We start from the raw sequence: 6,758 nt of genomic DNA, 5'->3' as shown, positions 1-6,758 counted from the left end.
CCCGCACCGCAGCGCCGACCCGTATCGCGGTGCCGACCCGGGTGTCCCGTCGCGTCCGGCCGCTCGGCCGGAGCGGCCGCCGGTCCCGCCGTCCCGCCCGGACGAGCGCCCGGAGGCCGCCCCCTCCCGGTACGACGAGCGCCCGGTACGTCCCGCCGCGACGGCTCCACCGACCACGCCGGGTCGGTCCGTGCCGGTCCCGCCGGTCTCCCCGGAGCGACCGGTGTCGCCGGCACCCGTCTCCCCCGCCGCGCCCGGCCCGGACCGCCCGGTGTCGGCCGCCCCGGTCTCCCCTGCCGCCGACCTGCCCGTCTCAGGTCCACCTGCCGCACGCCTGCGGCTGGAGTACCTGCCCGCACCGGTGGACCCGCCCGTCTCCGACGAACGGTCGGACGCCGCGCCGTCTCCTGAGCGCCGAACGCCGGCCGACCCGACGCCCGCTGCCGGGGCGCACCCCGCCGCGCCGCCGCGTTATCCCGGTCCGGCCATCGGGGACCGCCCGGTGGACCAGCGGCGCGGTGAGAACCTGGACCGTCGGAGAGCCGGCGACCCGGTGGACACCGGCGCACCGACCGACCGCCACCCGCTCCCATCGGACCGCCCACACGCGCCGGCCCAGACGCACTCGCCGGAGCGGGAGCGCCCGCACTCGCCGGCCCAGGCGCACTCGCCGGAGCGGGAGCGCCCGCCGGACCGCCCGGCCTCGCCGGAGCGCCCGGCCTCGCCGCACTGGCCTTCCTCGTCCGAGCGGCAGGCCCCCAGGGCGGACACCCGCCCGCCGGTCACGCCGCCGCCCGCCTGGCAGGTCCAGGCTCCGCCGGCCGACCGGCCTGCCCCGCCCACGCCGGCCCCGAGCCCAACTGCGCCGAGCCCAGCCACGCCGCCCACTGCGGCCCAGGCGTCCCCGGTGGAGGACGCCGATCTGGCGCTGCCGCTGGCCCCCGGCACACCGCGCCGCTACGTGCCTCCGCCGCCCTCGCAAGAGCCGGTGGCGCCCGTTCGGCAGTCGGACGAGGTCTCGACCACCCGCGGGCCGGACGCCTGGTTCAGCCCCGCTCAGCAGGCTGAGCCCGAGCACAGCGAGCCGACCTCGGCGCCACCGTCGTCCAACCCGGTCGACGAGGAGCCCGACGACAACCTCGACCTGTCCACGGCGGACCGGGAGACAACGACACCCCAGGTCCAGGGTGCCCCGGCCGACGAGCCCACAGCCGGGTTGACGTCCGGCGACGTCCGGGAGCCGATCTCCGCGCCACCTGCGGGCACGCCCCCCGGTGCCACCGACACCTGGGCAGACAACCTCGACGACCCACCGTCAGCGGTCGAGCCCGGTTCGGTGGAGGGCGACCGGCCCGTCTCCGGCGTACCTGCCACGACGCTGCCGCACCACCAGCCCGAGGACGTCACCGACGCCGAGCCGGTCGCCGCTCGTCACACCGACGCCACCGCCCCGGTCGGGCACGACCCGACAGACGAGGCCGCGACACACGACCACTCGTGGTACGCGCCGGACGCCGCGAGCAGCACGGGACCGACGGACGTGTCGCCGGCCGACGACTGGTCCTCCCCCGCTGTGCCGCCGTCCCGACCAGACACGGCTGACGACTGGGTGCACGAACCCGTCTCGGGAGCGCCGGTTTCGGCCCCACCTGTCTCGGCACCGCCCGCAACACCGGTCTCCGCACCTCCGGCCTTCGCGCCACCGGTGTCGGCGCCACCGGCCGCCGCAGCACCCGTCTCCGCACCACCCGCACCCCCGGCCTTCGCGCCACCGGTGTCCGCACCGCCGGTCGCCGCAGCACCCGTCTCCGCACCACCCGCACCCCCGGCCTTCGCGCCACCGGTGTCCGCGCCACCGGCCGCCGCAGCACCCGTCTCCGCACCACCCGCACCCCCGGCCTTCGCGCCACCGGTGTCCGCGCCACCGGTCGCCGCAGCACCCGTCTCCGCACCACCCGCACGCCCGGTCTCCGCGCCCCCGATCTCGGCACCGCCCGCGCCAGCGGTCGCTGCGGCCCCCGTGTCCGCACCACCCGCACCGGCAGAGCCGACCTTCATGGCACCGGTGTCCGCGCCCCCGGCGTCGATGCCACCGCCCGACGCGGCACCCGTGTCCGCACCCCCGATCTCGTCCGCGCCCCTGCCGGCAGCGCCCGTCTCCGCGCCACCCGTCTCCGCGCCACCCGCTTCGACAATGCCGACGTCCGCGCCACCCGCCTTCGCGCCGCCCGTCTCCGCGCCACCCATGCCGGTGTCCGCACCACCCGCCTCGACCGTCCCCGGCCCGCGAAACGGCTTCGGCGGGGACAGCGCGCCGGTGTCCGCACCGCCAGCCGACGCCGCACCACCCGTCGACGCCGCACCGGCGGCGACCCGCCCGTCGCTGGCCGACCAGGGCGATCCGGAGCAGGTCCTGGCGGCGTACCGCTGGCGGTTGGACCCAGTCACGCTGCGCGAGGACCTGACCGAACCGGACGACCTGCGGGCCATTCGGCGACGACTGACCGAGAAGCTGGGCTCGGCGGTCGACAACCGCGCGCGGGCCCGGTTGCTCAGCCTCCGGGCGGTGGCCTCGCGGATCCTCGGCGACCTGGACGACGCGTTGGCCGACGGTCGGCTCGCCCTCACCTACGCCGAGGCCACCGGCGAGCTGCGCCGGACCGCGCTGGCACAGGCCAGGTTGGCGCACGTCCTGCGCTGGCGCGGCAACTTCGCCGAGGCCGACCAGCTCTTCGCCCAGGCCAACTCGATCGAGCTTCCCGACCGGTTGCGGGCCGCGCTGCACGAGCACGCCGGGCGGTCGTGTTACGACCAGGGACGGCTCATGGAGGCCTGCGAACACTTCGAGCAGGCGCTCAACCTGCGCGGCGCCGGCGACGCCGAACTGCTGGACCGGGTCCGGGTGGCCCTCGACGCGGTGACCGTCCGTGCCACGGCGGACGGCTTCGGGCCGTACCCCCGGGGTCGGGACGAGGTGCTCGACCGGGACCGGCCCCCGGTGCCGGACCGCGACGGGCCGCTGTGGGGTTACACCGGCCCGGACGGCGACCTGGTCATCCCCGCCCGGTACGCCGAGGCGCAACCGTTCCACGACGGGTTGGCCTGGGTCCGCCGGCCGGACACAGACCGGTGGTCGCTGATCAACCTGCTCGGTACGACGGTGATCCCGCCGTCCTACCGGGCGGCGCGCCCCTTCAGCGACGGCCTGGCCTGGGTGGTGGGCGAGAATGGGTGGACGGCGATCGACGCGACCGGCACGGTGCAGGTCGCACCCAACTTCGCCGAGGTACGACCGTTCCGGCGCGGGCTGGCCGCGGTACGCCGCGAGGGGTGGGGGGCGGTCGACCGGACCGGCCGGATCGTCGTGCCCACCCGCTACCACGGGTTCGTGACGGAGTTGGCCGACGGCCAGCAAATCGATGGTTTCACCGACGAGGGGCTCGCTGTGGTCGACGTGGCGGGCCGGCGCGGTGTGGTGGACCGAACCGGCGCCGTGCTGGTTCCCCCGACGCACCCGATGCTGGTCATCCACCCGGTGGCGTTCCTGGTCGGCAACGACACCGGGCGGTGGGGCGCGCTGGACCGGCGGGGCCTGCCGCTGATCGACCCGGTGCACCGCGATCGCGCCGAGGTGCTGGAGGAGATCGACCGCCTACTCACCGACGCCAATCCCGTGCTCTGAGTGGCTGTTCGACGGTGGTGATCCACCGGAGTTAGGGTCGGTACATGGAATTCCGACACCTGGGCCGTTCCGGCCTGATGGTCAGCGAGATCTCGTACGGCAACTGGATCACCCACGGTTCACAGGTCGAGGAGGACGCGGCCTTCGCCTGCGTCCAGGCCGCACTCGACGCGGGAATCACCACCTTCGACACCGCCGACGTGTACGCCGGCACCCGCGCTGAGGACGTGCTCGGTCGCGCGTTGCAGAACGAGCGCCGCGAAGGGCTGGAGATCTTCACCAAGGTCTACTGGCCGACCGGGCCGGGCCGCAACGACCGCGGCCTCTCCCGCAAGCACATCATGGAGTCGATCAACGGCTCGCTGCGCCGGCTGCGGACCGACTACGTGGATCTCTACCAGGCCCACCGGTACGACAGCAGCACGCCGCTGGAAGAGACGATGGAGGCGTTCGCCGACGTCGTGCACTCCGGCAAGGCGCACTACATCGGCGTCTCCGAGTGGACCGCCGATCAGCTGCGTGCCGCCCACCCGCTCGCCCGGGAGCTGCACATCCCGCTGGTCTCCAACCAGCCGCAGTACTCGATGCTCTGGCGGGTCATCGAGACCGAGGTCGTGCCGGCCAGCGAGGAGCTGGGCATCGGGCAGATCGTCTGGTCGCCGATGGCCCAGGGCGTGCTCTCCGGCAAGTACCTGCCGGGGCAGCCGCCGCCGGCCGGTTCCCGCGCGACCGACGAGAAGTCCGGCGCGGGCTTCATCTCCCGGTGGATGAACGACGACGTGCTCACCCGGGTGCAGCAGCTCAAGCCCCTCGCGGAGCAGGCCGGGCTCAGCATGGCCCAGCTCGCGGTGGCGTGGGTCCTGCAGAACCCGAACGTCTCGTCGGCGATCATCGGCGCGTCGCGGCCCGAGCAGGTGCACGACAACGTGAAGGCGGCCGGGGTCAAGCTCGACTCCGAGCTGCTCAAGGCGATCGACGAGATCGTCGAGCCGGTCACCGAGCGGGACCCGTCGAAGACCGAGTCCCCCGCGCAGCGTCCCTGACGCCGCTCCGGGCCGGCCGACGCGAGAGGTTCGCGCCGGCCGGCCCGGGTCAGCTCAGCCTGGGCCAGTCAGCTCAGCCTGGGCCAGTCAGCTCAGCCTGGGCCAGTCAGCTCAGCCTGGGCCGGTCAGCTCAGCCTGGGCCGGTCAGCTCAGCCCTGCCAGAAGCGGATCAGGTCGAGGCCGGTGGCGTAGAGCCAGGACGGCAGGCCCAGGGCGTCACCGACCGCGAAGACCCCGTCGAAGAACCAGCCGCCGATGCGGGGGTTCCACAGCAGCGCGAAGAGCAGCAGGAAACCGTACGGGGCGAACAGGTCGTACATCTTGCGCCACTGCGGGTTGAGCCACGGCTGGATCATGTTGCCGCCGTCCAGACCCGGCACCGGCAACAGGTTGAGCACACTCGCGGTGATCTGCAGGAAGGCGAGCAGCGCCACCCCGGCCCAGAACTCCACCGGGCCGCCCGCCGACTGGGTGCCGATCCGTACCGCCGCCACCAGCACCAGCGCGAACACCACGTTGGTCGCCGGGCCGGCGAGGCTGACCAGGGTGTGCCGCAGTCGACCCGGGATGGCGTGCCGGTCCACCCAGACCGCGCCGCCGGGCAGGCCGATGCCGCCGAGCAGCACCACCACCACCGGCAACACGATCGACAGCAGCGGGTGGGTGTACTTCAACGGGTTGAGCGTCAGGTAGCCCCGGTGGGCGATGTCCCGGTCGCCGGCCCGGTAGGCGACCACCGCGTGGGCGTACTCGTGCAGGCAGAGCGACACCAGCCAGCCGGACACCACGAAGAGGAACACGTTGAACCGGGCGTTGCCGTACCCGTTCCAGGCCAGCACACCGCTGACCACGAGGAGGGCGACCAGGCCGAGGAAGACCGGGCTGGGCCGGAAGGCCGCCTTGGGTACGCCGAGGACCAGCCCGTCGGCGCCCGGCCGGTCGTAGGCCATCACTCGGCCGTGGGTAGCAGGCTCATCCGGTAGTCCACCCGGTCGTCCTCCATCAGTGCGACCGAGGTGACGCCGGACGCCGCGAGCTCCCGCCAGGTCTGACCGATCCAGGATTCGGCGTCGGCCTGGCTGCCGAACGACTCCGCCGGCCCCTCGACCGTCTGACCGTCCGTGCCCTCGTACCGCCAGCTCCACGCCATGCCGCGTCTCCCCTCGCCGCTGAAGTCCCCGTGGGACGAACCCCCGCCAGCGTAGTCGGCCCGGCGCGCAACGGCCGCTCGCTCGCCCCCGGCGGGACCCGCAGGTGGATCAATCCGGTTGGTTCTGGGCGGTGCGGCCAGCGCCGCCGGCATGTACGTGACGTGGGGCGGCACCACCGGCGGGGTCAGCCACGGCAGCGGTTCGAACACCGCGACTGATCCCGGGCGAGCACCCGGGCCGGCAGGCACCGCAACCCCGGGCGGCCTTAAGGTACGGGCATGTCCGTAGACGGGTGGAACACGGTCCTGGTGCTCGGCGGTACCCGGTCTGGCAAGTCCGAGTTCGCCGAGTCCCTGGTCACCGACGCGCCGGTGGTCCGCTACGTCGCCACCGCGCCCGAGGGCGACCCGGAGGACACCGAGTGGGCGACCCGGCTGGCGACGCACCGCGCGCGTCGACCGGGCAGCTGGACCACCGAGGAGACCACGGAGGACCCGCGCCGGTTGGCCGACGTGCTCGAGTCCGCCGAGCCGAACGAGATGCTGCTCGTCGACGACCTGGGCGGCTGGGTGACGGTGCTGCTCGACCCGGACCACCAGCCCGCCGACGACGTGGCCACGATCGCCGAGCTGGCCGAGGCGCTGCGCGGCTGCGCGGCGCGGGTGGTGCTGGTGAGCCCCGAAGTGGGGCTGTCGTTGGTGCCGACCACCCCGCTGGGCCGGGCGTTCACCGACGCGTTGGGCGCGGCCAACCGGGCGGTCGCCGACGCCTGCGACGCGGTGGTGCTGGTCGTCGCCGGTCAGCCGGTCTGGCTGAAGCCGGCCGCCACCCCGATCCCCCCGGCGGTCCCCGCCGCCGCGCCGGCAGCTCCGGCAGCTCCGG

Annotated in this window: 5 protein-coding genes; 3 read left to right on the top strand and 2 right to left on the bottom strand. The window is 74.4% G+C overall.

From position 1 onward, the window contains the following. Positions 1-223: 223 nt before the first annotated feature. Both LADH09A_RS31545 and LADH09A_RS03240 read left to right on the top strand, forming a co-directional pair. Positions 224-3,682 (top strand): WG repeat-containing protein, encoded by a 3,459-nt coding sequence (locus tag LADH09A_RS31545; RefSeq protein ID WP_308194465.1) that lies wholly within the window; start codon positions 224-226, stop codon positions 3,680-3,682. A gap of 44 nt (positions 3,683-3,726) precedes the next feature. Then, positions 3,727-4,725: an aldo/keto reductase family protein gene (locus LADH09A_RS03240; protein ID WP_238643236.1), complete on the top strand. Its 999-nt coding sequence runs from the start codon at positions 3,727-3,729 to the stop codon at positions 4,723-4,725. A gap of 149 nt (positions 4,726-4,874) precedes the next feature. On the opposite strand, the gene LADH09A_RS03235 is transcribed toward LADH09A_RS03240, so the two are convergent. Continuing rightward, entirely contained in the window at positions 4,875-5,675 is an 801-nt protein-coding gene (locus LADH09A_RS03235) for a site-2 protease family protein (RefSeq protein WP_238643237.1), read from the bottom strand. Further along, entirely contained in the window at positions 5,675-5,875 is a 201-nt protein-coding gene (locus LADH09A_RS03230) for a hypothetical protein (protein ID WP_088949470.1), read from the bottom strand. Before LADH09A_RS03230 ends, LADH09A_RS03235 begins: the two co-directional genes overlap by 1 nt. Before the next feature lie 279 nt (positions 5,876-6,154). Between LADH09A_RS03230 and cobU the strand changes: the two genes are divergently transcribed. After that, positions 6,155-6,758: bifunctional adenosylcobinamide kinase/adenosylcobinamide-phosphate guanylyltransferase (cobU, locus tag LADH09A_RS03225; protein WP_238643235.1), on the top strand; the 604-nt coding region annotated here is incomplete at its 3' end.

This window comes from Micromonospora cabrerizensis (assembly GCF_022230955.1).
In the GTDB taxonomy this organism is placed as follows: Bacteria; Actinomycetota; Actinomycetes; order Mycobacteriales; family Micromonosporaceae; genus Micromonospora; species Micromonospora cabrerizensis.
Note: the sequence above shows the minus strand (reverse complement) of the source record. Positions and strands in the feature narration are given on the sequence as shown.

Bases quoted from the DNA above. Each gene is read 5' to 3' on its own strand.
- LADH09A_RS03240 (WP_238643236.1), top strand. From the start codon at position 3,727: ATGGAATTCCGACACCTGGGCCGTTCCGGCCTGATGGTCAGCGAGATC.
- LADH09A_RS03235 (WP_238643237.1), bottom strand. From the start codon at position 5,675: ATGGCCTACGACCGGCCGGGCGCCGACGGGCTGGTCCTCGGCGTACCC.
- LADH09A_RS03230 (WP_088949470.1), bottom strand. From the start codon at position 5,875: ATGGCGTGGAGCTGGCGGTACGAGGGCACGGACGGTCAGACGGTCGAG.